This window comes from Pseudomonas sp. F3-2 (assembly GCF_038804275.1).
In the GTDB taxonomy this organism is placed as follows: domain Bacteria; phylum Pseudomonadota; class Gammaproteobacteria; order Pseudomonadales; family Pseudomonadaceae; genus Aquipseudomonas.
This window is the reverse complement of sequence record NZ_CP152388.1, coordinates 1,996,539-2,021,777: the sequence shown is the minus strand read 5'-3', so window position 1 is coordinate 2,021,777 and position 25,239 is coordinate 1,996,539. Positions and strand designations below refer to the sequence as shown.

Here is a 25,239-nt window from a genome sequence, read left to right as displayed (position 1 = left end):
GTTTTCACTGCTGCAGTGAAGCTACTGGCGTCATGCATGGCTTTTTCAACCACCTGTAATCGCCCAGCATGCCACACGCAACCTTGGCGCAGATGCGTCAGAACGAGAAGATTCACGCCCATGATCCGACTGGATGACCTCGACATCTTCGTAAAAGCCGCTTCGCAGGACAGTTTTTCTGCCGTGGCGCGCAAGCTCGACGTGCTGCCGGCACAGGTGAGTGCTGCGATCAAGCGCCTGGAGCGCGAGCTGGATATTCGCCTGTTCGCCCGCTCAACGCGCAGCCTGCGCCTGACTGCCGAAGGCGAGTTCTATCTGCCGTTCGCCCGCGAAGCGCTGCAGGCGCTGCACGCCGGGCATGAAGGCATTCGCACCGACGAAGACCAGTTGCAAGGCATGCTGCAGATTGCCTGTTCCTCCGATCTGGGCCGCAACGTGTTGCTGCCGTGGCTGCTGGAATATCGGCAGAACCACCCAGGCTTCGGATTGCGCCTCTCGGTGTCGGACAAACTGGCGGATGTCTACCGCGAACCGGTGGATGTGGCGATCCGCTACGGCACTCTGCAGGACGCCACTTATGTCTGCTTGCCGCTCATTCCGGACAACCGCCGCGTGCTGGCGGCGTCGCCTTCGTACATCGCCCGACACGGCAAGCCGCACTCCCCTGCCGATCTGATCCACCACGCCTGCCTGCAATACGAACTGAACGGCAAGGTCTACGACAAGTGGAGATTTCCCACTGCTGACGGCGTTCTGTCGGTGACCGTCAAAGGCCCCGTGATCAGCGATGACGCCGACGTCATCCGACGCAGTGCGCTGGCCGGCCACGGCATCGTGTACAAGTCGTGGCTGGACATCAGCGCGGACGTGAAAAGCGGCGCGCTGGTCGTGCTCTGCACCGATCATCTGAGCGAAGCGTTTCCGCTGAATTTCATCTGCCCGCATCGCAAGCAGTTCTCCCCTGCGATTCGCCAGCTTTATCGCTGGATCAAGGACCGCTGCGTTGCGCTGTCGCTTGAAATGCCGCTGTTCACTCGCCCGCCCGACGAAACCCCAGGCCGCGACGGCGCAAGTATCGACAAGGCCTCAGCGGTTTTGCCGATCAGCAACGGCGCTGCTCATACGAAGGACTAGGGTCCACCTTCCGTTGGTACAAGTGTTTCAGCCGGGCCCTTTGCATACAGTTTCACGACGCAATCAACGGCAAACTTCAGGAGATCGGGCAATGGCACGTTTCACAGCGGTTTCGGCAGATCAGGCAAGCGGCGCAACCGCCGAGGTCTTCGCCAGCATCAAGCAGGCGCTGGGCAAGGTTCCCAACGCGTATGCCACCCTCGGCACCCTGGCGCCAGAAGCGCTGAAGGCGATGCTGGCGGTCGACAAAGTCCTGGCCGGCGGTCCGCTGAGCAAGCAGGATCAGGAAACCGTGAAAGTGACGATCAGCGAACTGGCCGGCTGCGACTATTGCGTGGCGGCCCACAGCATGGTCGGCAAACTGGTCGGCCTGTCCAACGACGCCCTGCACCAGATCCGCGAAGGTCAGTCGACCGGCGACGCCAGGCGCGATGCGCTGGTGACGTTCGTGCGCTACCTGGCGCTCAATCCCGGGACGCTGCCGCAGGCGCAGGTGGATGCCCTTCTGGAAGCTGGCTACAGCGGCGAAGAGGTCGTGCACATCGCTCTGGCGATCGCGGTCATCACGTTCACCAACGTGTTCAACCGGATCAACGATACCGTCGTCGATTTCCCCAAACCTCAATGACACATCAGCAGCCTCTGCGCGCTCGAAGGGTTCACTGATGAATACGACCCCCAACCTGCTGTCGTCCGACCCGAGCATCGCGGCGGCCTGCAAGGCCTTCGCCATTCCCGACCGGGTCCCGGCTTCGCCTCAGGAGCTTGATTGCCTCGGCAAAGGGCGGCACGCAACGTTGTCGGTCGGCGGTGATGACGTCGCGTTCTGGACGTTCGGCAAGGGCCCGCGAATTCTCTTGATGCACGGCTGGTGCAGTCGAGGCTCGCACCTGGCGGGCTTCGTCAAACCGCTGCTCGACGCCGGGTTTTCCGTCGTATTGTTCGACGCCCCGGCCCATGGCGAGTCCGCCGGAACGGTGTCGAGCATGATCCACGCGGGCCGCGCCGCGCTGGCCATCGCCTCGCAACTGGACGATGTGGCCGGCGTCATCGCCCACTCGGCCGGGTCGACTGCGGCGCTCTGGGCATTCGCCAACGGGCTGTCGGTACGCGGCAGCGTGCACATCAGCGGCCCCACCTCGCTGACTCAGGTGGTCATGGGCACTGCCCGCGCCCACGGACTGGATCAGAAACAGACCCAGGCCTTTCGCGACTGGGCGCAGGCCTTCGTCGGCGTACCGCTCGATTCGGTCGACCTTCCCGCGCTGACCGCACGTCTGTCCCATCCGGGGCTGATCATTCACGACACCGAAGACCGGATCGTCACGGTGGCGCAGTCGCTGGCCCTGCACAGCGCTTGGTCGACCTCGGCCCTGGTCACCACGACAGGGCTGGGGCATCGGCGGATCCTCGGCGATGCGAAGACCATGGAAAATGCCGTCGATTTTCTCAAAAACCATGTCTAGCCGCTCAACGCGAGTGCCCAGCCCACCCCGATGACGCCTTCCCGAATGCGTCACGTTTCACTTTCGTCGCCGCAGTGCAGGTGCTGCACTGATTTGCATATTTCTCCGCTAGTATTGTTCGACGATCATGCGCTCGTAAGGATAAAGGCCGCACATGGGCTGCCACAGCCCTCTATCGCCACACAATGACACCTGTGATGGAGCACGACATCCCTAAGGGGGAAGACATGCCCGATCCGCGTGTACTGCGGCATCTTTTAAGCAGTCCCAAGGGAGGCAAAATGCCGCGACCAATTACTCGCGCGGAGGCCGAAGTTCTCGAGCTGTTTCACGATTCGGTATTCGTACGAGACATGGGCGGAACGATCCATTTCTGGAACTCCGCTTCAGAGTCGCTCTATGGCTGGCCTTCCCAACAGGCTGTGGGCAACGACGCGGTGACCATGCTCAAGTGCGAGCCGGCGCAAAACGACGAAGATCCCTACACCCGACTGCTCGCCGACGGCCAATGGCAAGGCGAACTTTACCGCACGACCGGCTCGGGCAATCGCTGCCTGGTCAATGCGCGCTGGTCGTTGCGCCGCGACGCTGCCGGCAATCCGATTGGTATTCTGGAAACCGCCCACGACATCTCCTCGGCCAAAGAAACCGAGCAGCGCCTGAAGGAAAGCGAATACCGCTACCGCAACCTGTTTCAGGCCATGGCGGCCTCATTCTGGGAGCTGGACTTCACCGGCGTCGGCGTGCGCCTCAAAGCCCTGCTCGAATCCGGTGTGACGGACCTGGAAAGTTACTTCCTTGAACACCCGGAAGTGATTCGCGAGTATTTGCGCAACACCCGGATCGTCGACCTCAACGATCACAGCGTCAGGCTGTTCGGGCGTGGCGACCGTGAGGAAATGCTCGGCTCGGTCGACCGGTACTGGCCCGACGCGAGCCTGCAGACCTACGCCCGCTGTGTCGTCAAATCCCTTGCGAAACAGCCCAACAACATCGAAGTCACGCGCCTGAAAACCATCGACGGCCGCGAGCTGGAGTGTCTGTTCACCGCGTGTTTCTCCAAGGAAAACATTGCGAAGGGCATCATCCTGATCGGCATCATCGACCTTTCCGAGCAGGTCGCCGCGCGCCACGCACTGGAAGTCATGCAGACCGAGCTGGCGCATGTCGCACGCATTTCCAGCCTGGGCGAAATGAGCGCCTCCATCGCCCACGAGATCAATCAGCCGCTGGCGGCGATTTCCACTTACGCCGAAGCCGGGCTGCGCTGGCTGTTGCGTCCGGAACCCGATCTGAAGGAGGTCGAGATTGCGCTTCGGCGTATCGTCGATGACGCGCAGCGCACCGATGATGTGATCAAGCGTATTCGCAGCATGGCCTTGCGCAGGCCAGCAGAAGAAGTCGAAGTGGCGCTCAATGATGTGATTCGCGAATCGCTGCAGTTCACGCGTCACGAGCTGACCAGGAATGCCGTTGAACCGGTGTTGAATCTGGCCCCGACGCTGCCGATGGTCCGCGCCGATCGCGTGCTTCTGCAACAGGTGATCGTCAACCTGCTGATGAACGCAGCCCAGGCGATGGCCTCGGCCAATTCGCCGACGCGCGAACTGACACTCCAGAGCAGGCAGTTGCGCAACGGTACGATTGAAGTTCACGTCATCGACAGTGGCCCCGGCATCGCACCCGAGCATCTGGAAAAACTTTTCGAGAGCTTCTTCACCACCAAGCCGACGGGCATGGGCATGGGATTGCCGATCTGCCGATCGATCATCGAGGGCATCGGCGGAACGATTTGTCTGGCGAACAGAGAAGATGGCCGATCAGGCGCGCGAATTACCCTGACGTTTCCCGGTGTAACCGCCAGCACACAAGCGGTTTGAAGGACGGCAAGCGGGCATTCACGACAGCGCGAGTTGCCGCCCCGCCCGGACCAGATCGGCCAGTGTGCCGACGCCCATCTTGCGCATGGTATTGGCGCGATGAAGCTTGACGGTGATCTCACTGATCTCGAGATTGCCGGCAATCTGCTTGTTCAGCAGGCCATCCACCACGCCATGCATCACTTGTTTCTCCCGAGGCGTCAGAGACTCGAAGCGATGACGCATCAGCTGCAGATTGCGCTGCTTCTCGACGCGTTGACGATGGTCTTCGACCGCTCGGGCAACCGAGTCGAGCAAATCCTGCTGACGAAACGGCTTGGCGAAAAAATCCACCGCGCCGGCTTTCATTGCCCGCACCGACATCGGAATATCGCCGTGGCCGGTCATGAAAATGATCGGCATGCCACTGCCGGATTCCGAAAGCGCCAGCTGCACATCGAAGCCGCTGTAGCCCTGTAACCGCACGTCCAGCAGCAGACACCCGGCCGACTCGACCAGCGGGTGATCGAGCATGGCCTGGGGACTGGAAAACTCGGCGACGGTGTAACCCACCGATCTGAGCAGGCTGCCCAGCGCGCCGCGCAATACATCGTCGTCATCGACGACAAAGACCACCGGGGCTTCAACGGTTGCGGCTTTTGAGGCTTTCGCGGTGCCCATCCTGAATTCCATGCGTGACTGAGACGGAGGCGGCGCTTCTAGCGTGCGTCGAACGTTGAGCGTTCGACGCAGCCTGCGCCTGATAAGGGATTAGCTTACCGGAATCGGATTGTCCACCAGCGACTGATTGAATCCATGAATCAACCCGTGTTCCTGCGAGCCCGGGTTGTCACGCAGCGGACGAATGGCGTCGACGATCACTTCCGGCGTGTCAGTGGCCAGGCCCGCCATGGTTTCGGCGATGAATGCATCGAGCGGCATGGCGCGTGGATCATCGCCCTTGTAGATCAGGTCGGTGTTCACCCATGGCGGCGCGATTTCCTGAACGGTCACAGTGGTGTCGCGCAGGGTAAAGCGCTGGGACAGCGAATAGGAGTGCAGCGCCGCCTTGGTTGCGGAGTAGACCGCATTACCGGCCAGCGGCACGAAGGCCAGCACCGACGTGTTGTTGATGATCACCGAACGCGGTTGCGACTTCAGATGCTCGATCAATGCGGACGTCAGTCGCACGGGGCCCATGAAGTTGGTGGTCAGCGTGCCGACCATCGTCGCGTCGTCGATGTGCCCCGCCGCGTCGTCGAACGGCATGATGCCGGCATTATTGACCAGCACGTTCAGCGCCGGATAACGCTGGATCAGGGTCTGCGCCACGTCGTTGATGCTGGCGGGGTCGTTGATGTCCAGCTCGATGCTCTGCATGCCCGGGTTGGCAGCGGTGACTTCATCGAGCAGCGCCTTGCGACGGCCAGCGATGATGACGGTGTTGCCCAGTTTGTGAAAAGCCTCCGCCAGACCGCGGCCGATCCCGGACGCCCCGCCGGTGATGAAAATAGTGTTGTCGGTCATGTGCATGGTATTCATTCCTGATTCGGCGCATTTAATTAAGGCGCGGATCTAAATAGTTGCGTTGCCTGATAGTGGCTTTGCCTGACAGGCACGCGCAGGGAAGTTATTTGCCTTGTCAGAGGGGCAAATGACGGGATGCAATGATTGAACGGTAGTGACCAGAGCGAAGTTAGGCCCGATTGATCATCAGGGTCAATTCATACCATGGGTTAGGGTTGTCGACGCTAACAGGGTGCTATTGTAAGCAGCATCGCGCGGGCGATAATCGGTCGAACGCAGCAGCACTTTCGTTCTTGCGCTGAAAATCGGGAATCTGAAGGTCGCCCGGACCGGCATACGCGATGTGCAGGCAAAAAAAAACGCTGCATGGACTGCAGCGTTTTTCAGGGGGATCGATCCGTCAGCGGGCCTTGAGGGCCGTGACGATCAACCATTTTGACGACCGTAGCCCATGATGGTGTAGTCCAGAGTGCGAGTCACACCGGCGCCATCGACATAGACCATTTTGGAGTTTACCAGGCCATCGACATTTTCAGGATCCTGGGCGTTTTTGATGCTGATGACTTTGGCAACATCGATGCCTTTGTGACGGTTATACTGCTCGACCTGGCTCAGTGGCTGGGCGCTGACAGAAGTGCTGGCAACTTCATTGGCCGATGCAAATACACTGACCATCGAAAGAGCGGCGAAGGCTAAATATTTCATTTTGAATCTCCAGAAAGTAGGTATGTTCAGTAAGTAAGCAAAGCGTCTTGTCGTTTGCTTCTGGTGCCCATTCTTGCTGGAAACTTCGAAGATGATAAATGTTTAAAATCGATAGGGTCCATCAGCGCTATTGATGGCTAAGTTGATTACATCAATACCAGTAATAGACCCTTACCGGTTGTGCTGTTAACCCACTGAACAGAACGATAACGACCCGGCCCTGGCACGGGACGAACGAGAACAAACCGAAGCCTGCGCAGGCCACAGAAGACCCTTCTGCCAGCCATGCGCGTCAACCGTGATGACCTTCAGAGGTTGCGATGCAGAAATTGATGATCAATGGTCAGGAGCACCAGCTGGATGTCCCCGACGACATGCCACTGTTGTGGGTCCTGCGGGATGTGATGGGTCTGACCGGGACCAAATACGGGTGTGGCATTGCGCAGTGCGGCGTCTGCACGGTGCATCTGGACGGCCAGGCCGTGCGCTCCTGCGTATTGCCAGTGAGTGCGGTTGCAGGTCGCAAGGTGACCACGATCGAAGCGGTCGGCGAACAAGCCGTCGGCCAGGCCGTACAGAAAGCCTGGCTTGAACATGAAGTCGTGCAATGCGGCTACTGCCAGTCCGGGCAGATCATGTCGGCCGTCGCGCTGTTGCAGGAACATCCCAAGGCCAATGACGAACAGATCGTCAATGCCATGTCGGGCAACCTGTGCCGCTGCGCCACCTACACGCGCATTCGTGCCGCCATCAAAAGCGTCAGTCAGGCCTGAAGGAAGTCATCATGTCCGATACACAAACATCCGCCACGATGCTCTCGCGTCGAGGGCTGCTCAAGGGCGGTGCATTGCTCGGCGGCCTGGTCGTCGGCACCTACCTGCCGCCGATGGTGTCGCGCAGCTTCGCGGCCGGCGCAATCAAGGGCGCGAATCTGGGCGACAACGCTGAAAAAGGTTATGGCGCCTTCGTGCGCGTCGATCAGACCGGCGCCGTGACCGTCATCTCGCCCAAGATCGAGATGGGCCAGGGCGTGCAGACCGGCATCGCGATGATGGTCGCCGAGGAGCTCGAAGTCCCGCTCAGCCAGGTCACCATCGCCGAGGCGCCGCCCAACGCTGCGCTGTACACCGACCCGTTGCTGACCTTCCAGGCCACCGGCGGCTCTACGTCCACGCGCTACACCTGGGAGCCGCTGCGCAAGGCCGGCGCCGGTGCGCGCATCGTGCTGGTCCAGGCGGCGGCCATCCGCTGGAACGTCGCGCCCAGCCAATGCCGTGCCGAGAACGGCAGAGTCATCGGGCCCAACAACCAGAGCGCGGGCTATGGCGAGCTGGTCGACGCCGCCGCGGCGCTGCCCTTGCCGACCGATATCCCGCTCAAGCCGGTCGCCGAGTTCAAGCTGTTGGGCAAACCCGCCCAGCGTCTGGACACGCCGCACAAGGTCAACGGCAGCGCGAAATTCACCATCGATCTGCAAGTCCCAGACATGCTGATCGCGTCCACCCTCACCTGCCCGGTATCGGGCGGCAAGCTGCGCACTGTCGGCAATGAGGACGCTGCGCGCAAAGTGCCCGGCGTGCGCGACATCGTGCGCCTGGACAACGCCGTCGCGGTCACCGCGAGCAACTTCTGGGCGTGCCAGCAGGCGCTCAAGGCGCTGAACATCGAATGGGACATGGGTCCACATGCCGGTCTCGACTCCGCGCAGCTGGACAAATCGCTGTTCGAGGCGAGCGCTGGCGACGGCGTCTTCGCCCACCAGGCCGGCGACATCGCCAATGCCCTGAAGAATGCGTCCAGCCGTTTCGAAGCCATTTATGAGCAGCCGTTTCTTTCCCACTCGCCGCTGGAGCCGATGACCTGCGTGGCCCACGTACGTCCCGACGAATGCGAATTGTGGGTCGGCTGCCAGGCGCCGGGGCTTGCCCAGATGGGCGCCGCCAAGGTCTGCGGCCTGCCGGTGGAAAAGGTGGTGATCCACAACCAGTTGATCGGCGGAGGATTCGGTCGGCGTCTGGAATCGGACTTCATCTTTCAGGCGGTCGATATCGCCCGTCAGTTGAGCTATCCCATCAAGCTGATCTGGAGCCGCGAAGAGGACATGACGCATGACCGTTATCGTCCGCATTACATTGACCGGCTGACCGCGGCGCTGGACAAAGACTTGCGCCCGGTGGGCTGGGAACATCGCATCGCGGGTGCCTCGGTGGTGGCGGCATACCTGGGCGGGCTGCCACCGGACGGGGTCGATTTCGACGCCGTGGAAGTGGCCAAGGACCCGATCTACACCCTGCCTCACCTGCAAGTGCGGTATATCCGCCACGACCCGCAAGTGATCCCGGTTTCCTGGTGGCGAGGCGTGGGTCCGCTGCGCAGCACCTACGCACTGGAGTGCTTCATCGATGAGCTGGCGCATAACGCCAAGGTCGATCCGGTGAAATACCGGCTCGGGCTGATGCAATCGCAACCTCGCGCGCAGGCGGTGCTGACCAGAGCCGCGCAACTCACTGACTGGGACACGCCTCTGCCGGCCGGATCCGGACGTGGCGTGGCGGTGACAGCGGTGTTCGGCAGCTTCGTTGCCACCGTCGTCGAGCTGGAAAAACAGGGCGACAAGGGCCTGCGCATCAAGCGATTGGTCACAGTGATCGACTGCGGTTTTGCCAACAACCCGACCTCGGTGGCCTCGCAGATGGAAGGCGGCACGCTGTTCGGTCTGTCGGCGGCACTGTTCAACGAAATCCTCATTGAAAACGGCCAGGTCCAGCAGACCAACTTCCACGAGTATCGGCAGATCCGCATGAGCGACGCGCCACCGGTGGAGGTGCACATCGTCGACAGCGTCGAAACGCCCGGCGGCGTGGGCGAGACCGGCGCAGTGCCGGCCGCGGCAGCGCTGGTCAACGCGTTGTTCGCGGCCACCGGGGTTCGCGAGCGTCGTCTGCCCCTGAGCCGTTCCGGCTATTTCACTGTTTGAGGAGCGCATCATGAAATATTTCCAGCGTGCGCTCGGACTGCTGGCCAGCTGTCTGGCTGTCAGCGTCCATGCGAGCGAAACACCGGCCATGAGCAAGGGCGAATACCTGACCCGTGCGGCGGATTGCGTGGCCTGCCACGTGGTGCCCGGCGGCAAGCCGTTCGCCGGCGGCCTCGAATTCAAGCTGCCGTTCGGCAGCCTGTATTCGCCCAACATCACACCGGACAAGGAAACCGGTATCGGCAACTGGACCGACGACGAGTTTGTCGACGCTCTGCAGAAAGGCGTCGGCAAGGACGGCAAGCATTACTACCCGGCCTTCCCGTACACGTCCTACACCTTGATGTCGCGCGAGGACATTCTGGCGATCAAGGGCTACCTGTTCAGCCTCGAACCGGTCAGGCAGGCCCCCCCGGAAAACACACTGTCATTCCCGTTCAACCAGCGCTGGGGAATGATGTTCTGGAACATGATCTTCGCCTCCAACGAACGCTTCGTACCGGACCCCAAACAGTCGGCGGAATGGAACCGCGGCGCTTATCTGGTACAGGGCCCGGGCCACTGCGGCGAGTGCCATACCCCGCGCAACCTGTTCCAGGCGATGAGCACCGGCCGCTCGCTGGCGGGCGCCGAACTGGGCAACTGGCAGGCGTACAACATCAGTTCCGACAGCCAGTACGGGATCGGCGCATGGCCTGAAGAGGCGATCGTCAGCTACCTGTCCAAAGGCTACGCGGCAGGCTTCGGCGGCGCAGGCGGACCGATGGCCGACGCCGTGGAGCACAGCTTGCGCTGGCTTGACCCGGCCGACTTGAAAGCCATCGCCGTATACCTCAAAAGCACGCCTGCGCGCGCCGAAGGGATCGCGCGCCCGGCAATGGCGGTCAACGACGCGGCGCTGCAGAAGGGGCTGGGCATGAAGCTGTTCAATGACACCTGCGTGGCGTGTCACAGGCTTGATGGCAGCGGCCGGCAATCACCGGCCGGCGGGCTGGCAGGGCTGAAAACCGTCAACGACCCGTCCGGCAGAAACCTCGTCGCCACGCTGCTCGAGGGCCATACGCCGCTGGCCAGCCGTGCCGATCAGCGCATGCCTTACTTCGCACGCAGCTACAGCGATGCGGAACTGGCAGCGGTGAGCACCTTCGTCCTGCGCCGTTTCGGCCAGAGCAACGCTGAGATCAAGCCTGAAGACGTGGCGAAGAACCGCGCCAGCGCCCTGCACTGACGCTCAGCCTGGCAATTGCGCCTCGATGGCGGCCTTGTCGATCACCGACCAGACGGTGACGATGCGGCCGTCGTCGAAGGCGTAGAACACATTTTCGCTGAAACGTACGCGCTGCCCGTTGACCGGTAACCCGAACAGTTCGCCCGCCGGCGTGCAGTCGAAACTCAATCGGGCAGCCACGTGCGGCGGTTCAGCGATCAGCAGATCGATGTTGAAGTGCAGATCCGGGATGGCGCGGAAGTCGTTTTCGAGCATCTGCCGGTAACCGCTCAGGCCGATGCGCTGGCCGTTGTACTGCACATCCTCGGCGACGAAATCGCCCAATACTTTCCAGTCCTGCCGATTAAGACAGTCGATGTAGCCACGATAACGCTCGCTGATGGCCTGGCTGCTCATCATTCCCCTCCTCGCCTGAACTGACGTGACATCAACTTCGTTGCGGTTGAAGATTCGGGCAGCCAATCGGGGTGATCGTTCCACATGACGGGCGGGCCGGTGCTAAGTTAACCGCACACTTTCCAGAAGGCGCTGCCATGGCCCCGCACCCTCCTTTTTCCGGCGCGAAGATTGCCGTCATCTGCGACGGCGAACTGCTGACGTATTTGCGCGACGACAAGCCCACCATTCCCTGGCCCAATCTCTGGGACCTGCCCGGCGGCGGCCGTGAAGGCGATGAAACCCCGGAGCAATGCGCGCTGCGCGAGACACTGGAGGAATTCGGCCTGGCCCTGGACCCGGTGAGCATCGTCTGGAAGCGGTTGTATCCCGGTCAGGGTGTCAACGGGCTGGACACCTGGTTTTTCGTCGCCCATGTGGCTGACGGCGTGTTCGACCAGGTGATATTCGGCGATGAAGGCCAACGCTGGCAGGTCATGACGATCGAGGCGTACCTGACGATGGACAACGCGATCGATCGGCTGCAGGCGCGGTTGCGTGATTATCTGGCCCGAGACCGCTGATCCAGAGCGGTCAAGCCCACAGACGCAACGCATTATTACCAATCGCACAAGAGTGTTTATCCCGTGTGTCCGGGGACAATTTGCCGCAGGGCACGGTTTTTTTGGTATCTTTATGCAAATTAACTAACCGGTTAATTACACGATAGATGGCCGCCACTGCTCGCATCCGTTGGCCATCGACACGAACGACGTTGTCCCCACCACTCTTGACGTTCTCGCGAACGTTCATGTGTCAGCAGGATCATGCAACATGACTAAGTCTCGACCTTCGGCATCCGCCAGTCGCTGGCCCATCTGGGTCGTCGCGCTCGGCGTGTTGGTATTTGGATTACTTTTCGCAGCAGGTGGCGGCTACCTCGTCACGCTTGGTGGCAGCTGGTACTTCCTGCTTGCCGGTCTTGGATTGATCGTCAGCTCCGCGCTGCTGTTCAGGCAGCGCTTGCTGGGCGCCTGGCTGTTCGCCGCCGCCATGATCCTGACCGTGATCTGGGCAGTGGCCGATGCGGGCCTGAATTTCTGGCCGCTGGTGTCGCGCCTGTTCGCCCTCGGCGTGCTGAGCCTGCTGGTGGCGCTGGTCTACCCGACCCTGCGCAAGGCCAATGGCCTGGCGGGCGGTCGCGGTGGTTATGTGCTCGGCGGCGTGCTGGCGATTGCCATGGTCGCGGGTTTCTGGGGCATGTTCCAGCCTCACGCCTCGGTGGCGCCGACCGGTGATGGCCCGGCCCTGACCAAAGTCGATCCGGCCAAGGCGCAGAAAGACTGGGCGCACTACGGTAACGACGAAGGCGGCGGCCGCTTCGCCGCACTGGATCAGATCAACCGCGACAACGTCTCCAAGCTGGTTCCGGCCTGGACTTACCACACCGGTGACGTCGCCATCAGCGACGGCAATGGCGCCGAAGATCAGATGACACCGCTGCAGGTCGGCGACAAAGTGTTCATCTGCACCCCGCACAACAACATCATTGCGCTGGACGCTGACAGCGGCAAAGAGCTGTGGAAGCACGAAACCAACGCCAAATCCGCCGTCTGGCAGCGCTGCCGTGGCCTGGCGTATTTCGACGCCACCGCCGCTGTCGCGCAACCTACCGATGACAGCACGCCTGCCGCGCCGGTTGCCGTCCCTGCGGGCGCCAACTGCCAGCGTCGCTTGCTGACCAACACCATCGACGCGCGCCTGATTGCTGTGGACGCCGACACTGGCGAGCTGTGCCAAGGCTTTGGTGACAATGGCCAGATCGACCTGAAAGCCGGGCTGGGTAACGTGCCGGACTCGTACTACCAACTGTCGTCAGCGCCGCTGATGGCCGGCACCACCGTGGTCGTTGGCGGCCGCGTGGCCGACAACGTGCAGACCGACATGCCTGGCGGTGTGATCCGTGGTTTCGACGTGGTCAGCGGTGAAATGCGCTGGGCCTTCGACCCGGGCAATCCTGAAGACAAGCAGGCTCCGGCGGGTGACAAGACGTATGTGCGCAGCACGCCGAACAGCTGGGCGCCGATGTCTTACGATCCGGCGATGAACACCGTGTTCCTGCCGATGGGCAGCTCGTCCACCGACATCTACGGCGTTGAACGCACCCAGCTCGACCACACCTACGGCGCCTCGGTTCTGGCGCTGAACGCCACCACCGGTCAACAGAAGTGGGTCTATCAGACCGTCCACAACGACCTGTGGGACTTCGACCTGCCGATGCAGCCGAGCCTGATCGATTTCACTAAGGCTGACGGCAGCAAGGTCCCGGCAGTGGTCATCGGCACCAAGGCCGGTCAGATCTACGTGCTGGACCGTCACACCGGCCAACCGCTGACCGAGGTCAAGGAAGTGCCGGTCAAGCCGTCGAACATCCCTAACGAGCCGTATTCGCCGACTCAGCCCAAATCGGTGGGCATGCCGCAGATCGGCGCGCAGACCCTGACCGAATCGGACATGTGGGGCGCCACGCCGTTCGATCAGCTGCTGTGCCGTATTTCATTCAAGAAGATGCGCTATGACGGCCTGTACACCGCGCCAGGCACCGACATTTCGCTGAGCTTCCCGGGATCGCTGGGCGGCATGAACTGGGGCAGTCTGTCGACCGATCCGGTGCACGGCTTCATCTTCGTCAACGACATGCGTCTGGGCCTGTGGAGCCAGATGGTACCTCAACAGAAAGACGCGATTGCCTCTTCAGGCGGTGAAGCGCTGAACACCGGCATGGGCGCCGTGCCGCTCAAAGGCACGCCGTATGCGGTGAACAAGAACCGCTTCCTGTCGGTCGCCGGCATTCCGTGCCAGGCACCGCCGTTCGGCACGCTGACCGCCATCGACATGAAGACCCGCAAGATCGCCTGGCAAGTGCCGGTCGGCACCGTGCAGGATACCGGCCCGATGGGCATCAAGATGCACATGCAGCTGCCAATCGGCATGCCGACGCTGGGGGGCACCCTCTCCACCCAAGGCGGCCTGATCTTCATCGCCGGCACCCAGGACTACTACCTGCGCGCCTTCAACAGCGCCAACGGCGAAGAAGCCTGGAAAGCCCGTCTGCCGGTCGGTAGCCAGGGCGGCCCGATGACCTTCGTCTCGCCGAAAACCGGTAAGCAATACATCGTCATCACCGCAGGCGGCGCTCGCCAGTCGGCGGACCGTGGCGACTACGTGATCGCCTACGCGCTGCCAGACAGCCAGTAAGCGGCCGTAACAAAACCGCTGTCGCCCGTCCGGGTGGCAGCGGTTTTTTATTGCCCGGACGCGTCACCTGCACCTTGATGCCCGGAAACGCCCGGTCCGCGATCGGCCATCAGCTCGACGATCCAGTCGATGAACACGCGAAGCTTGATGCTGATGTGCCGGTTGGGCGGAAATGCCACGTACATCGGCAGGGTGTCCAGACGCCATTCCTCGAACAGCGGCAGCAGTTCGCCGCTCGCCACGTGGTGACGCGCCATGTAGTCAGGCAGCCAGAGCACGCCCATTCCTGCCAGCCCCGCCGCCAGAAACGCGTTGCCGTCGTCGACCGACAGCACGTAGCGGCTTTGCACCTGCACGGTCTCGTTGTTGCGCTGCATGATCAGCGGGTACAACTTGCCGGTCCGCGCCCAACGGTAGCCGACGACCCGGTGATCACTGTTTTCGAGCTCGTGCGGGTGCGCCGGCGAACCGACCCTTTGCAAGTAAGCCGGGGCTGCGTAGACGCCCAACTGCAGATCGCCGATGTGGCGCGCCATCAGCGACTCATCGGTGAGTTCGCCGCCGCGCACCACGCAATCGACGTTCTCGCCGATCAGGTCGATCATCCGGTCACTGGCACCCAGGTCGATCTGGATATCCGGGTAACGGGCGTGAAACTGCGGCAGCGCCGGGATCAGGATCATCCGCGCGAACGGACTGGGCACGTCGACACGCAGACGCCCGCGAGGCACTGCAGCGGCGGCCGACAGGCTGGTTTCGGCGTCATCCAGATCGAGCAGCAGACGTACCGCGCGCTCGTAATACACCGCGCCATCGGCGGTGACGTTGACCTTGCGCGTGGTGCGGTTCAGCAACTTGACGCGCAGACGTGCTTCCAGTTGCTGAATCAGCTGCGTGACGGTGGTCTTGCTCATGTGCAGGGTGTCAGCGGCCTTGGTGAAACTGCCGGTCTGCGCCACCCGCACGAAGGCCTGCATCGCGTCGAAGCGGTCCATTCAAGCTCCAGAAGATCAGTGATTGTTTGGGTTTGCCAAACAGTGCTGACTAAGGTTGCGCGTTTATCCGCCCGGTTCAAGTCCCTACAGTGGCTTCATCGTCAATTGCGGGCCGCAGCCGGCCCATCGATGGAGGCAACACATGACTCAGCGCAACGTGATTTTTCCGCCAGGCCGCCACGCGCTCTATGAACGCAACCGCTACTCCCCCGCGGTCCTGTCCGATGGCTTTCTGTTCGTCTCCGGACAAGTGGGCAGCCGCGAGGACGGCTCGCCGGAGCCCGATCTGCACGCGCAGGTGCGGCTGGCTTTCACCCATCTGAACGCGATCCTGCACGCGGCCGGCATCACCTTCGACGACGTGGTCGATGTCACGGTGTTCATGGTCGACCCGGCGAATACCTTCGAGAGGATCTGGGAAGTGGTGCCGGAGTTCTGGGGCAAGGCGCCCTACCCCACGATCACCGCCGTTGGCGTGACCTGGCTCTATGGATTCGATTTTGAAATCAAAGTGATCGCGAAAGTACCGCAGCCTCGCCAGGCGTGAGCGGGCTGGACTGAAAGCGACAAGAGGGTTGGAGCGGGCGCGGCAGGCCGGGAGGATGGCGTTCAACTCGATGAGCGCAACGTGTGGCCTGTCGCGGAAGGTGACGGGATCAGTTGCTGGCGACCTCGGCGGTAGCGCCGGTGGTCACCAGCGCCTTGAGCGAGGCGTCGAACTGTTTCAGCGCATTGATCTGCAACTCGCGCTGCTGGTTGATCTGGGCGGCGATCTCGGGCGCCGCTTTGTCGTGGACCCACACCGAAGACAGCTCCTTGGCGCCCAGGCCCTCGGCCTTGCCGATGTACTGAAGATCGGCGTCATAGAACTTGGCGACGAAGCGAGCTTCGACCTGCGAGTTGCGCTGAGTCACCAGACGGTTGTAGGTGTCGAGCATGACGACCACATCAGGGTGCGCCTGCACCACCGCATCGAGGCTGTCGTAGACGGTGACCGAAGCGAACTCCTTCTGCAGCGACGCTTTGAGCCAGTCAATGGCCAGTTTCGGGTCGGAGCTGCTGACGAACGCATCGCGGATGCGGGCGTCCAGGGCGCCATTTTTCACGCCTTTCAACGCGACTGAGTGATAGCGCTCCAGATACTCCAGCGTGCTGACCGTGTTTTCGCTGTAGATCACGCCCACGCTCTGGGAGTGCTTGAGTGCCACGCTGCTGTCGGCGACCGGCTGGAAATGGCAGGCTTGTTCGTCTGCGGCAGAGGCAGGAGCAGTGGCGGCAAAGCCACCGGCCAGTACGGCGACAAGTGTCAGCAGGGTTGAAATTCTCATCGCGTCGGGTCCTTCTCAAGCCAGTTCGGTATGGCTCTATCCTCCTCCTTCCAGAAAAAAAAAGAACTCGCGAAGGATGATGGTAACTATCGATTTCGCGAATGGTATGTCTGCGGAAACAGACCTTTACCCAGAATCGAATAAAGCCGCCCGGCGCTATGCTTTAGCAGACTGATCAATAGGCAAATTCGGCAATGGCCTGGCGGACTTTATGCAGCGCGACTTCCAGCGCGTCCCGCTCGAGCGAGCCCAGCGCCAGCCGGATCGCGTGCGGCACAATGCCGGAAACGGCGAACGGCTCGGCGGTCGACACCGACACGTTGGCGGACAGCAACGCCATCGCCACCTGATCGGCGCGCACCTCTTCGGGCAACGGCAGCCACAGAAAGTAAGACGCCGGATGGCTGACGATGTGCAGGCCGTCCAGCACCTGCCGGGCAAGGCGTTGACGCGCTTTCGCGTCCTGGCGCTTCTGCGCCTCCAGACGCCGGACCGTGCCATCGTCGATCCAGCCACAGACCAGCGCGGTCATGACGCCAGGCGTATTCCAGGTGGTCGCCCGAATCGCCCGTTCCAATGCCGGGACCCATTTCAGCGGCGCCACGACGTAGCCGACCCGCAGCCCGGTCGCGATGTTTTTCGAGAACCCCGACACGTAAACCGTCAGGTCCGGCGCCAGCGTCTTCAGCGGCGCGGGCGGATGATCGGCCAGAAACGCATACGCCGCGTCTTCGATCAACAGCAAGCGGTGATCGCGGGCCATCGAGACCAGACGCTCACGCCACGGCAGGTCCATGACCCAACCCATCGGATTGTGCAGCGTGGGCATGGTGTAGACCGCCTTGATCCGACGTCGCCGGCAAAGCTGTTCCAGCCCGTCCAGGTCAGGCCCGTGGTCGGTGATCGGGATGGCCACCAGTTCCAGCCGGTGCGCTTCGGCGACCACCTTGAACCCGGAATAGGTCAGCGCATCGACCGCCACCACGTCGCCCGGTTTGAGCAGCGCCAGCACCGTGGCCGCCAGGGCATGCTGCGCGCCGCTGACGATCAGGACTTCTTCGGCTTCCACCGCCAGTCCGCGCTCCGTCAGATGGCGGGCAAAACAGGCGCGTTCGTGACTGCGTCCGGCATGGGGCTGATAACGCAGCAGTGCTTCCAGATCCCCCGACAAGGCCAATTGACGCAAACCGGTGCGCAACAACTCGGCCTGCCCGGGCAAGGCGGGATAGTTGAAATTGAGGTCGAGCACGCCCACCGCAGCGGCCTGCTGATCGACGCCATGCCCCAGCGGCAGCGCGGTTTCCCGGACAAAGGTGCCGCGACCGGTTTCGCCGCTGATCAGCCCCATCGCTTCGAGTTCGGCGTACACCCGCGATGCGGTCACCAGCGCCAGCCCTTCCTGCTCCGCCAGATGCCGGTGAGTCGGCAGGCGCGTGCCCGGCGGCAAGGCACCGGAGGCAATGTCGGCGGCAAAGCGGTCAACGACGGTCTTGTAACGGGCGCGGGGCATGGGCGATGTATCCATGACAATTTTTTGATTGTATCGATTCTGCGCCCTAGCATCGGCAGACCGCAACCGGTCGAATCGGGCCATCAAGGGATCAGACGCACATGGATCAAGCATCGAAGCTGCACAACCACGGCCCCGCCAACGCCTCTTCTGGCTGGCTCAACGGACTGATCGGCGTAGTGATCTTCAGCGGTTCGTTGCCCGCCACGCGAATCGCAGTGATGGAATTTGCCCCGGTGTTCCTGACCGTCGCCAGAGCCTCCATCGCCGGAGCGCTGGCGCTGTGCATGCTGATGCTACTCAAGGAGAAACGCCCACACCGCCAGCAATTGTTGTCACTGTCCATCGTCGCAGTGGGCGTCGTGGTGGGGTTTCCGCTGCTGACCGCGCTGGCGCTGCAATACGTGACTTCAGCACACTCGATCGTCTTCGTCGGCCTGTTGCCGTTGGCCACCGCTGCCTTTGCCGTGTTGCGCGGTGGCGAGCGCCCGCGTCCGGCCTTCTGGCTGTTCTCGACACTGGGCAGCGCGCTGGTGGTGGGTTATGCGCTGAGCCAAGGGCTGAGTGCGTCTGCGACAGGCGACCTGCTGATGCTGCTGGCCATCACCGTCTGCGGACTGGGTTATGCCGAAGGCGCCCGACTGTCGCGGACCCTCGGCGGCTGGCAAGTCATCTGTTGGGCGCTGGTGCTGGCGCTGCCGTCGATGCTGACGCTGACGTGGTTCACCGCACCGGTTTCACTGACCCACGTCAGCTTGCCCGCCTGGCTCAGCCTGGGATACGTGTCGGTGTTCAGCATGCTGATCGGCTTCGTGTTCTGGTACCGCGGGCTGGTTCAGGGCGGCATTGCAGCGGTGGGACAGTTGCAGCTGTTGCAACCGTTCTTCGGCCTGGCACTGGCCGCCACGTTGCTGCATGAACGGGTGAGCATGGGCATGCTGGCCGTGACCGTGGCGGTGATTCTGTGCGTTGCCGGTGCGCGTCGGTTTTCCAGATGACCGACGCGCCCGGCTGACCGTTGCCAGCGGCATCACTGCCGGCTGACGCGCCACACTTTGTTGCCCACGTCATCGGCCACCAGCAAGGCGCCCTGCTTGTCGAGGATCACGCCCACCGGACGACCCTGCGCATCGCCGTCGGCGTTGAGGAATCCGGTCAGGAAGTCCATCGGCATGCCGGACGGCTGGCCGTCCTTGAAGCCGATGAAAACCACTTTGTAACCCGCCTGCGGATTGCGGTTCCACGAGCCGTGCTCACCGACGAAGACGCCTTCGGCAAAGTTTTCCGGCATCCCGCGGGCGTCAGACCAGGTCAGGCCCAGTGGTGCGACATGGGTGCCCAGCGCGTAGTCCGGAGCGATTGCCTGGGCCACCTTGTCGGGACGTGGCGGTTGCACGCGGGTGTCGACGTGGTTGCCGTAATAGCTCCACGGCCAGCCATAGAACGCGCCGTCCTTGACCGACGTCAGGTAATCGGGCACCAGATCGCTGCCGATCTCGTCACGCTCGTTGACCACGGTCCACAGCTCGTCGCTGTCCGGCTTCCATGCCAGACCGTTGGGGTTGCGCAGGCCACTGGCAAACAGGCGCTTCTGGCCGGTCTTCACATCGACCTCCCAGATCGCCGCGCGGCCCTGCTCCGCTTCCAGACCGTTTTCGCCCACGTTGCTGTTGGAACCCACCGTCACGTACAGCTTACTGCCGTCGCGGCTGGCGATGATGTTCTTGGTCCAGTGATGATTGATGCCCGCCGGCAGGTCGGTGACCTTGACCGGCGTGGCGGTGATTTCCGTCTGGCCCTCGCTGTACGGGACTTTGACCACCGCATCGGCATTGGCGATGAACAGCTCGTTGCCCACCAGCGCCATGCCGAACGGTGACGTCAGGCCGCTGATGAAGACCTTGTGCACCTCGGCGCGGCCATCGCCATCGGCATCGCGCAACAACGTGATGCGGTTGGCGCTGGGTGCTTCGGCCCCGACGCGGCTCATGACGATGCCCGAGGCGGTGCGCTTGATCCACGCCATCACCCCGGTGCCGCCATCGCTTGAGCCTTCAGGTTTGGGCGGTTTGTTGCTCTCGGCAACCAGCACGTCGCCATTGGGCAGGCTGTAGAGCCAGCGCGGGTGGTCGAGGTTGTCGGCCAGCGCGTTGACCTTGAAACCTTCCGGCGCCTTGGGCGTGTCGTTGCCGGCCCAGCCCACGGCTTTGGACACTTTGAGCGTGGGGATCAGTGAAGTGGTGGGCTCGGGCAGTTGCGGCTTGGGACCGACACCGGCCTGAAACGGCAGCCTGGAAGATTCACCGCACCCGCCGAGCAACGCAGCGGCGGTCATCAGCAGTGCAAAACGGCGCAACACAATCATCGTTATAACCTCGCGACGGCCATCCGTGGGCCCATTATCCGGTTTGACAAAGACTGGCGAGTATCGCCATGTCGGCCGCCAGCAAACAGCACAGGGGACACAAATGACATTTGCCCTTCAGTCACGAATCAACCGACCACGCCACGCCCCCGCCGGTTCACTCGCCCGCGCTGACTCTCGGGAGGAAGCAGCCCTGCGCGAAACGGTTACCCAGGCAATAGCCGTAAAAAAGCCCTCGAAGACTTCACGTCGACGAGGGCCAAGGCACTGCGCTCACAGTTCGGGGTGGATCGGTGTCGCTACGGCATGCCCAGCCAGTTCGGCAATGCCAGGGAGATGAACGGCACGTAGGTCACCAGAATCAGGAATAACAACAGGATAGACAACCACGGCAGGGCTGCACGGATTGTCTGGCCCAAGGTGAGGCCGGTCACTGCCGAGGTCACGAACAGGTTCAGGCCGACCGGTGGATGCACCAGACCGATTTCCATGTTCACGACCATGACGATGCCCAGGTGAATCGGGTCAATGCCCAGCTTGGTCGCGATCGGGAAGAAGATCGGCGCCAGGATCAGCACGATGGCCGACGGCTCCATGAAACTGCCGGCCACCAGCAGCACCACGTTGACCATGATCAGGAAACCGATCGGGGTCAGGCCTTCGGAAATCACCCAGTTGGTGATCTGCTGCGGGATCTGCTCGGTGGTCAGCACGTGCGCGAACAGGATCGCGTTGGCGATGATGAACATCAGCATGATCGACAGCCGCCCGGACTCCAGCAGCACCTTCGGGCAGTCGCGCCAGCTCATGTCCTTGTACACGAACAGGGCGATGAACGCCGAGTACACCGCCGCCACCGCCGCCGCTTCGGTCGGGGTGAACATGCCGCTGTAGATGCCGCCAAGGATGATCACCAGCAACAGCAGGCCCCAGAATGCCCGGCGCGCCGTCGTCAGCCACTGACGAAAGGAAACCCGAGGCTGGGCCGGCAACTTCTTGACCCGCGCCACGATGTAAATCACCACCATCAGGATGACGCCGAGCAGGATCCCGGGCACCACACCGGCAATGAACAGCTTGCCGACCGAGGTCTCGGTTGCCGCCGAATAGACCACCATCACGATCGAGGGCGGGATCAGAATGCCCAGCGTACCGGCGTTGCAGATGATCCCGGCACCGAATTCCTTCGGATAACCGGAGCGCACCATCCCGGCCACGGCAATCGAGCCCACCGCCGCGACGGTCGCAGGCGACGATCCGGACAATGCCGCGAACAGCATGCATGCCAGCACTGCCGCGATCGCCAGGCCGCCGCGGATGTGGCCGACGCAGGCGTTGGCAAAGTCGATCAGACGCTGCGCGACGCCGCCGGTGGTCATGAAGGCGCCCGACAAGAGGAAAAACGGAATCGCCAGAAAGGTGTAGCTGTCGGACGTTTCAAACAGCTTGATCGCCAGCGAGCTCAACGAGTCCTGGCTGAACAGCAGAATGGATACGGCGCCCGAAAGGCCCAACGAGATCGCGATGGGCACGCCCAGAAACATGAACACGAACAGCAACAGGAACAAACAGATAACCGTCATCAGTGTTGCTCCTCACCAGGATTGGCCAGCTTGCTCGCTTCCGCCGCCTCATCGGCCAGGCCCAGGCCTGTCTGCCGGTGGGTCCAGATGCGGTAGAGAATTTCCAGGTAACGCAGAATCACGAGGGTGAAACCGATGGGCACGATGACCGCGATATAAGCGGTCTTGACGCCATAGCGGTCCAGGTCTTCGGCACCGATGCCGGCCACGAACAGCGCCGACACCCATTTGTAGCTGGCGACCAGAAACAGCGCGGCGTAGGCCATGCAGGCCAGACACGCGATCAGCGACAGCGCTCGCTGGACCGGTTTGCTGGTGCGCTTGACCAGCGCGTCGACGCCCAGATGCCCGGCCGTGCGCACGCCGTAGGAAATGCCGAAGAAGATCAGCCAGCCAAACAAGGCCTTGGTCAGCGCCACGCTCCAGGTCATGCCCTGGGCGTAACCCATGAGGTGATCGCCAATCCCTGCGAAAAAATCACTGCTGACCGCCCACTGATCGCTGAGGGTGTAAAACAGCGTGTAAATGTTGTTCAGCGCCACGTAGACGAAAGTCACCAGCGTCATGGCAGCCAGCAGAAAGGCGATCATGCCCTCCTCCAGGTGCTCCCAGAGTCGCGTCAGCGATTGCATAAAAGTTCTCCGAACGTAGAGAGGGCGACCACCCGCAACCGGGTGGCCCCGCAGGCATCAACCGCGCGGGGCGATGCCTGGATGGATCAAAGCGCTCGAGGGCTCAAGGCGCCTTGTTCGAGTCGTCCGCAGCCTTGATCAGGTCCGGGCCGATCTCCTCGGAGAACTTGTCCCAGACCGGCTTCATGACTTCACGCCATTTGGCGCGTTGCTCGGGGGTGAGCGTGACGATCTCGCTGGTCTTGGAGTCGATGATCTTCTGCTTGGCCGTCTGGTTCAGCGCTTCGGCCTGCTTGTTCACCTCCACCGTCACCTGATCCATGATCTTCTGCAGCTCGTCACGCACGTCAGGCTGCAGGCCGTTCCAGAACTTGGAATTGGTGATGACCATGTAGTCGATCAGGCCGTGGTTGGATTCGGTGAAGAACGGCTGGACTTCGTTGACCTTCTGGCTTTCGTAGTTCGACCAGGTGTTCTCGGTACCGTTGACGGTCCCCGTCTGCAGGCCTTGGTAGACCTCGGCGAAGCTCATTTTGCGCGGGTTGGCGTGCAGCGCGACGAACTGCGCTTCCAGCACGCTGGAGGCCTGGACGCGGAATTTCAGGCCGCGTGCATCTTTGGGCTCGACCATCTTCTTGTTCGCCGACAACTGCTTCAGGCCGTTGTGCCAGTACGCCAGACCGTGAATGCCCTTGTCATCCATTGCGGTCAGCAGCGCCTTGCCTTGCGGCCCTTGCTGGAAACGGTCGACGGCAGCCAGGTCGTTGAACAGGAACGGCAGGTCGAAAATCTGCACCTTTTTGGTGTATTGCTCGAACTTGGCGAGGGACGGCGCAAGCATCTGCACGTCGCCTAACAGCAAGGCTTCCATTTCCTTGCCGTCACCGAACAGCGAGGAGTTGGGGTACACCTCGACCTTTACCTTGTCTTTCAAGGCCGGATCGGCGGCAACGAGTTTCTGGAACATCAAGGCGCCCTGGCCTTTTGGCGTGTTTTCCGCCACGACGTGAGCGAACTTGATGACGATTGGATCAGCGTGTGCCATGCCGGCCACGGACACTGCGGCGGCGCAGAAGAGCGCCTTGGTCAGCTTCAACATCGATATCACCTTCTTATTGTTGTAGGAGCTTATTTTTGTAGGAGCAGTCGGTAGAGCTTGAGCGTAGCGCCAACTTACGATGCCCAACGCGGTGTGTTTGTAGAATCAGCTTTTATGTAAGCCAGCGTTCGGCAAAGCTGAACGCCAGCCAATCAGCACGATTTTCCAGCACCCGCGAGCCAGACAGCGCGTGTCGAGAAAATTAGCAGGCTAATGAAAAAGTGCCACTATTGCCTGCACCGGCGTTCAGCCTGCGCGTCTTCATCTCACGCCCGAACCAGCGCCAACAACCGCTGCGCCCGCAGCAGCACGGGTGCGTCGATCATCTGTCCGTCCAGTTGAAAGGCCCCGGCGCCGTTGGCTGCCTTGCTGGCATCTACCACTTTCTGTGCCCAGCTCAAATCGTCGGCGCTCGGCGCCAATGCGCCATGAATCACCGGGATCTGCGCGGGATGGATGCACAGCGCGCCGCCGTAGCCCATGTCGCTGGCGTGCCGGATACTCCGGTGCAGCCCGTCCGGGTCGTTGATCGCAGGATGCACGCCGTCCAGCGGCGGCAGCAGGTCGGCGCCGCGCGAGTGCAGCTGCACCGACATGCGCGCCTGATCGAGGAACATCCGGGCGGCCGCCGTGCCTGTGTTGAGGTTCAGGTCCAACGCCAGATCGAGGCCGCCGAAGGACAGGCGCTCCACCCCGTCGGCCCGGGCGATCTGCTCCAGCGCCAGCAAGCCTTTTGCGCTTTCGATGATCGGCCAGACCGGCTTGCCGCTTTTTCGGACCGCCGCCACCTGCGCGGCGCTCTCGACCTTGGGCAGCAGCACGCCGACGACGCCCGCCTGTTGCGTGCAGAACGCAAGATCCGCAGCGTGTTCCGCGTGATCCGGGGCGTTGACCCGCACCAGCACCGAGGCGTTTGGATGTGCCTTGAGGAACGCGGCGAGATGATCGCGGGCCTGGCGTTTGAGCGGCTCTTCGACCGCGTCTTCAAAATCGACGATTACCGCATCGGCGCCAGCTGCGAGCGCCTTGGCAAAACGCTCGGGCCGACTGCCGGGCACGAACAGCGCAGAGCGAACGATGGATGGGGGCATGGGCAAAATTCCTGATCGATAAGCAGTGACTGAGCAGCGCCGCCTCACTTGCAGGCGCGTGGTTTGTCCCATGAGCTGCCGCTGCGCGACAGATCGCGGGACAAGGT

The 25,239-nt window shown here is 62.1% G+C and carries 23 protein-coding genes; 11 read left to right on the top strand and 12 right to left on the bottom strand.

Annotation, left to right across the window (positions count from 1 at the left end; genetic code table 11):
* Nucleotides 1-120 precede the first annotated feature (120 nt).
* The 4 genes from AAGQ88_RS09260 to AAGQ88_RS09245 all read left to right on the top strand — a co-directional run bounded on the left by AAGQ88_RS09260 (nucleotide 121) and on the right by AAGQ88_RS09245 (nucleotide 4,480).
* A complete protein-coding gene (locus AAGQ88_RS09260) occupies nucleotides 121-1,134 on the top strand; it encodes a LysR family transcriptional regulator (protein ID WP_342655071.1) in 1,014 nt (337 codons plus the stop codon).
* Between the two features lie 91 nt (nucleotides 1,135-1,225).
* Nucleotides 1,226-1,762 (top strand): carboxymuconolactone decarboxylase family protein, encoded by a 537-nt coding sequence (locus AAGQ88_RS09255; protein ID WP_342655070.1) that lies wholly within the window; start codon nucleotides 1,226-1,228, stop codon nucleotides 1,760-1,762.
* Nucleotides 1,763-1,799: 37 nt separating this feature from the next.
* Nucleotides 1,800-2,600 (top strand): hypothetical protein, encoded by an 801-nt coding sequence (locus AAGQ88_RS09250; protein ID WP_342655069.1) that lies wholly within the window; start codon nucleotides 1,800-1,802, stop codon nucleotides 2,598-2,600.
* Between the two features lie 281 nt (nucleotides 2,601-2,881).
* Nucleotides 2,882-4,480: an ATP-binding protein gene (locus AAGQ88_RS09245; protein WP_342655068.1), complete on the top strand. Its 1,599-nt coding sequence runs from the start codon at nucleotides 2,882-2,884 to the stop codon at nucleotides 4,478-4,480.
* An 18-nt stretch (nucleotides 4,481-4,498) separates the two neighbouring features.
* On the opposite strand, the gene AAGQ88_RS09240 is transcribed toward AAGQ88_RS09245, so the two are convergent.
* The 3 genes from AAGQ88_RS09240 to AAGQ88_RS09230 all read right to left on the bottom strand — a co-directional run bounded on the left by AAGQ88_RS09240 (nucleotide 4,499) and on the right by AAGQ88_RS09230 (nucleotide 6,691).
* Nucleotides 4,499-5,140 (bottom strand): response regulator, encoded by a 642-nt coding sequence (locus AAGQ88_RS09240; RefSeq protein WP_342655067.1) that lies wholly within the window; start codon nucleotides 5,138-5,140, stop codon nucleotides 4,499-4,501.
* Nucleotides 5,141-5,230: 90 nt separating this feature from the next.
* Nucleotides 5,231-5,992: an SDR family NAD(P)-dependent oxidoreductase gene (locus AAGQ88_RS09235; RefSeq protein ID WP_342655066.1), complete on the bottom strand. Its 762-nt coding sequence runs from the start codon at nucleotides 5,990-5,992 to the stop codon at nucleotides 5,231-5,233.
* Between the two features lie 420 nt (nucleotides 5,993-6,412).
* Nucleotides 6,413-6,691, bottom strand: a complete 279-nt coding sequence (locus AAGQ88_RS09230) for a DUF2790 domain-containing protein (protein WP_285425666.1) — start codon at nucleotides 6,689-6,691, stop codon at nucleotides 6,413-6,415.
* A gap of 320 nt (nucleotides 6,692-7,011) precedes the next feature.
* Between AAGQ88_RS09230 and AAGQ88_RS09225 the strand changes: the two genes are divergently transcribed.
* From AAGQ88_RS09225 to AAGQ88_RS09215, 3 genes are all read left to right on the top strand, one after another.
* Nucleotides 7,012-7,464 (top strand): (2Fe-2S)-binding protein, encoded by a 453-nt coding sequence (locus AAGQ88_RS09225; protein ID WP_285425668.1) that lies wholly within the window; start codon nucleotides 7,012-7,014, stop codon nucleotides 7,462-7,464.
* Nucleotides 7,465-7,475: 11 nt separating this feature from the next.
* Nucleotides 7,476-9,668, top strand: a complete 2,193-nt coding sequence (locus AAGQ88_RS09220; RefSeq protein WP_342655065.1) for a molybdopterin cofactor-binding domain-containing protein — start codon at nucleotides 7,476-7,478, stop codon at nucleotides 9,666-9,668.
* Between the two features lie 88 nt (nucleotides 9,669-9,756).
* On the top strand, nucleotides 9,757-10,896 hold the full coding sequence (locus AAGQ88_RS09215; protein ID WP_342655773.1) for a cytochrome c: 1,140 nt from the start codon (nucleotides 9,757-9,759) through the stop codon (nucleotides 10,894-10,896).
* Between the two features lie 3 nt (nucleotides 10,897-10,899).
* Here the strand turns inward: AAGQ88_RS09215 and AAGQ88_RS09210 are convergent, their stop codons facing one another.
* Complete coding sequence (locus AAGQ88_RS09210) at nucleotides 10,900-11,292, bottom strand: ester cyclase (RefSeq protein ID WP_342655772.1); 393 nt, start codon at nucleotides 11,290-11,292, stop codon at nucleotides 10,900-10,902.
* A gap of 137 nt (nucleotides 11,293-11,429) precedes the next feature.
* Here AAGQ88_RS09210 and AAGQ88_RS09205 point away from each other — a divergent pair, with 137 nt between their 5' ends.
* Together AAGQ88_RS09205 and AAGQ88_RS09200 are read left to right on the top strand one after the other, a co-directional pair.
* The gene (locus tag AAGQ88_RS09205) at nucleotides 11,430-11,855 is read left to right on the top strand and encodes an NUDIX hydrolase (protein ID WP_285425671.1); all 426 of its coding nucleotides are present in this window, start codon (nucleotides 11,430-11,432) and stop codon (nucleotides 11,853-11,855) included.
* Nucleotides 11,856-12,105: 250 nt separating this feature from the next.
* Nucleotides 12,106-14,529, top strand: coding sequence for a glucose/quinate/shikimate family membrane-bound PQQ-dependent dehydrogenase (locus AAGQ88_RS09200; RefSeq protein WP_342655064.1), 2,424 nt, complete (start codon nucleotides 12,106-12,108; stop codon nucleotides 14,527-14,529).
* Nucleotides 14,530-14,576: 47 nt separating this feature from the next.
* Here the strand turns inward: AAGQ88_RS09200 and AAGQ88_RS09195 are convergent, their stop codons facing one another.
* Entirely contained in the window at nucleotides 14,577-15,524 is a 948-nt protein-coding gene (locus tag AAGQ88_RS09195; protein WP_342655063.1) for a LysR substrate-binding domain-containing protein, read from the bottom strand.
* A gap of 142 nt (nucleotides 15,525-15,666) precedes the next feature.
* Here AAGQ88_RS09195 and AAGQ88_RS09190 point away from each other — a divergent pair, with 142 nt between their 5' ends.
* Nucleotides 15,667-16,071: a RidA family protein gene (locus AAGQ88_RS09190; RefSeq protein WP_285425674.1), complete on the top strand. Its 405-nt coding sequence runs from the start codon at nucleotides 15,667-15,669 to the stop codon at nucleotides 16,069-16,071.
* A gap of 109 nt (nucleotides 16,072-16,180) precedes the next feature.
* Here AAGQ88_RS09190 and AAGQ88_RS09185 read toward each other — a convergent pair whose 3' ends face one another.
* The gene (locus tag AAGQ88_RS09185) at nucleotides 16,181-16,852 is read right to left on the bottom strand and encodes an ATPase (protein ID WP_342655062.1); all 672 of its coding nucleotides are present in this window, start codon (nucleotides 16,850-16,852) and stop codon (nucleotides 16,181-16,183) included.
* A gap of 175 nt (nucleotides 16,853-17,027) precedes the next feature.
* Nucleotides 17,028-18,362 carry a PLP-dependent aminotransferase family protein gene (locus AAGQ88_RS09180; protein ID WP_342655061.1) on the bottom strand — a complete coding sequence of 445 codons (1,335 nt, stop codon included), beginning with the start codon at nucleotides 18,360-18,362 and terminating at the stop codon, nucleotides 17,028-17,030.
* Nucleotides 18,363-18,463: 101 nt separating this feature from the next.
* Here AAGQ88_RS09180 and AAGQ88_RS09175 point away from each other — a divergent pair, with 101 nt between their 5' ends.
* Nucleotides 18,464-19,360, top strand: coding sequence for a DMT family transporter (locus tag AAGQ88_RS09175; RefSeq protein WP_342655060.1), 897 nt, complete (start codon nucleotides 18,464-18,466; stop codon nucleotides 19,358-19,360).
* Between the two features lie 32 nt (nucleotides 19,361-19,392).
* On the opposite strand, the gene AAGQ88_RS09170 is transcribed toward AAGQ88_RS09175, so the two are convergent.
* The 5 genes from AAGQ88_RS09170 to AAGQ88_RS09150 form a co-directional block, all read right to left on the bottom strand.
* Nucleotides 19,393-20,727, bottom strand: a complete 1,335-nt coding sequence (locus AAGQ88_RS09170; protein WP_342655059.1) for a sorbosone dehydrogenase family protein — start codon at nucleotides 20,725-20,727, stop codon at nucleotides 19,393-19,395.
* Nucleotides 20,728-21,026: 299 nt separating this feature from the next.
* The gene (dctM, locus tag AAGQ88_RS09165) at nucleotides 21,027-22,310 is read right to left on the bottom strand and encodes a C4-dicarboxylate TRAP transporter large permease protein DctM (protein ID WP_285425678.1); all 1,284 of its coding nucleotides are present in this window, start codon (nucleotides 22,308-22,310) and stop codon (nucleotides 21,027-21,029) included.
* The gene (locus AAGQ88_RS09160; protein WP_093467313.1) at nucleotides 22,310-22,942 is read right to left on the bottom strand and encodes a TRAP transporter small permease; all 633 of its coding nucleotides are present in this window, start codon (nucleotides 22,940-22,942) and stop codon (nucleotides 22,310-22,312) included. Before AAGQ88_RS09160 ends, dctM begins: the two co-directional genes overlap by 1 nt.
* 103 nt (nucleotides 22,943-23,045) lie before the next feature.
* Nucleotides 23,046-24,041, bottom strand: a complete 996-nt coding sequence (locus AAGQ88_RS09155; RefSeq protein ID WP_342655058.1) for a TRAP transporter substrate-binding protein — start codon at nucleotides 24,039-24,041, stop codon at nucleotides 23,046-23,048.
* Between the two features lie 266 nt (nucleotides 24,042-24,307).
* Nucleotides 24,308-25,132 carry a CoA ester lyase gene (locus tag AAGQ88_RS09150; RefSeq protein ID WP_342655057.1) on the bottom strand — a complete coding sequence of 275 codons (825 nt, stop codon included), beginning with the start codon at nucleotides 25,130-25,132 and terminating at the stop codon, nucleotides 24,308-24,310.
* Nucleotides 25,133-25,239 lie beyond the last annotated feature (107 nt).

Bases quoted from the DNA above. Each gene is read 5' to 3' on its own strand.
- AAGQ88_RS09205 (WP_285425671.1), top strand. From the start codon at position 11,430: ATGGCCCCGCACCCTCCTTTTTCCGGCGCGAAGATTGCCGTCATCTGC.
- AAGQ88_RS09240 (WP_342655067.1), bottom strand. From the start codon at position 5,140: ATGGGCACCGCGAAAGCCTCAAAAGCCGCAACCGTTGAAGCCCCGGTG.
- AAGQ88_RS09260 (WP_342655071.1), top strand. From the start codon at position 121: ATGATCCGACTGGATGACCTCGACATCTTCGTAAAAGCCGCTTCGCAG.
- AAGQ88_RS09255 (WP_342655070.1), top strand. From the start codon at position 1,226: ATGGCACGTTTCACAGCGGTTTCGGCAGATCAGGCAAGCGGCGCAACC.
- AAGQ88_RS09155 (WP_342655058.1), bottom strand. From the start codon at position 24,041: ATGTTGAAGCTGACCAAGGCGCTCTTCTGCGCCGCCGCAGTGTCCGTG.
- AAGQ88_RS09215 (WP_342655773.1), top strand. From the start codon at position 9,757: ATGAGCAAGGGCGAATACCTGACCCGTGCGGCGGATTGCGTGGCCTGC.
- AAGQ88_RS09250 (WP_342655069.1), top strand. From the start codon at position 1,800: ATGAATACGACCCCCAACCTGCTGTCGTCCGACCCGAGCATCGCGGCG.
- AAGQ88_RS09150 (WP_342655057.1), bottom strand. From the start codon at position 25,132: ATGCCCCCATCCATCGTTCGCTCTGCGCTGTTCGTGCCCGGCAGTCGG.
- AAGQ88_RS09235 (WP_342655066.1), bottom strand. From the start codon at position 5,992: ATGCACATGACCGACAACACTATTTTCATCACCGGCGGGGCGTCCGGG.
- AAGQ88_RS09185 (WP_342655062.1), bottom strand. From the start codon at position 16,852: ATGAGAATTTCAACCCTGCTGACACTTGTCGCCGTACTGGCCGGTGGC.
- AAGQ88_RS09195 (WP_342655063.1), bottom strand. From the start codon at position 15,524: ATGGACCGCTTCGACGCGATGCAGGCCTTCGTGCGGGTGGCGCAGACC.
- AAGQ88_RS09170 (WP_342655059.1), bottom strand. From the start codon at position 20,727: ATGATTGTGTTGCGCCGTTTTGCACTGCTGATGACCGCCGCTGCGTTG.
- AAGQ88_RS09160 (WP_093467313.1), bottom strand. From the start codon at position 22,942: ATGCAATCGCTGACGCGACTCTGGGAGCACCTGGAGGAGGGCATGATC.
- AAGQ88_RS09210 (WP_342655772.1), bottom strand. From the start codon at position 11,292: ATGAGCAGCCAGGCCATCAGCGAGCGTTATCGTGGCTACATCGACTGT.
- AAGQ88_RS09245 (WP_342655068.1), top strand. From the start codon at position 2,882: ATGCCGCGACCAATTACTCGCGCGGAGGCCGAAGTTCTCGAGCTGTTT.
- AAGQ88_RS09200 (WP_342655064.1), top strand. From the start codon at position 12,106: ATGACTAAGTCTCGACCTTCGGCATCCGCCAGTCGCTGGCCCATCTGG.
- AAGQ88_RS09230 (WP_285425666.1), bottom strand. From the start codon at position 6,691: ATGAAATATTTAGCCTTCGCCGCTCTTTCGATGGTCAGTGTATTTGCA.
- dctM (WP_285425678.1), bottom strand. From the start codon at position 22,310: ATGACGGTTATCTGTTTGTTCCTGTTGCTGTTCGTGTTCATGTTTCTG.
- AAGQ88_RS09220 (WP_342655065.1), top strand. From the start codon at position 7,476: ATGTCCGATACACAAACATCCGCCACGATGCTCTCGCGTCGAGGGCTG.
- AAGQ88_RS09225 (WP_285425668.1), top strand. From the start codon at position 7,012: ATGCAGAAATTGATGATCAATGGTCAGGAGCACCAGCTGGATGTCCCC.
- AAGQ88_RS09190 (WP_285425674.1), top strand. From the start codon at position 15,667: ATGACTCAGCGCAACGTGATTTTTCCGCCAGGCCGCCACGCGCTCTAT.
- AAGQ88_RS09175 (WP_342655060.1), top strand. From the start codon at position 18,464: ATGGATCAAGCATCGAAGCTGCACAACCACGGCCCCGCCAACGCCTCT.
- AAGQ88_RS09180 (WP_342655061.1), bottom strand. From the start codon at position 18,362: ATGCCCCGCGCCCGTTACAAGACCGTCGTTGACCGCTTTGCCGCCGAC.